This is a genomic window from Blautia sp. DFI.1.216, from assembly GCF_020594215.1.
Classification (GTDB): domain Bacteria; phylum Bacillota; class Clostridia; order Lachnospirales; family Lachnospiraceae; genus Blautia_A; species Blautia_A wexlerae.
In genome coordinates this window covers 1-473 of record NZ_JAJDML010000172.1, presented here as the reverse complement: position 1 = coordinate 473, position 473 = coordinate 1, and the positions used below count along the sequence as shown (strand labels likewise).

The 473-nt window shown below is 42.7% G+C and carries 2 protein-coding genes; both read right to left on the bottom strand.

The window, feature by feature from the left end; all coding sequences use genetic code 11:
- On the bottom strand, nt 1–341 hold a 341-nt coding region (locus tag LJE11_RS19295), incomplete at its 3' end, for a YdcP family protein (RefSeq protein WP_227296420.1).
- A 15-nt stretch (nt 342–356) separates the two neighbouring features.
- The coding region (locus LJE11_RS19290; RefSeq protein ID WP_227296421.1) for a DUF961 family protein at nt 357–473 on the bottom strand (117 nt) is incomplete at its 5' end.

Below are 473 nucleotides of genomic sequence, written 5' to 3'. Positions count from 1 at the left end.
CCTGCGTTCTGGTTGCCTTTATTCTTCAACACAATATCCTCTGCCTTTACATACCAGTCCACATCTGCACCCGTATAGGTCTTTCTTGATACCGTATCGGCTACTGGATTGACAAGCTCCACGACTGCATTGTACGGAAATTCCCTTAACGGTACTTCTGGCGGTACAGACACGGGGATAATTCCACCATGCAGACTGCACTTCAAATCATAGATACGCTTTTTAAGCTGGGTACTCGGTGTCCCGTCCTCATTCTGTAAGAACACATCACGCACCGCTGTAAACTTTAATTCTCCAAATGTTTTCTCTTTGTCAATAACAAACCCGTTTGATAATCTCATAAATTCTTCACTCCTTTACTTTTCTTCAACTGCTACAATATCATCAGCAACTAATACATAATCGGTATGTCCCACATCCCCGATTGCGTAACCTCTGCCGTATAACTTCGGATTGACAAGTTTTACTTTCTG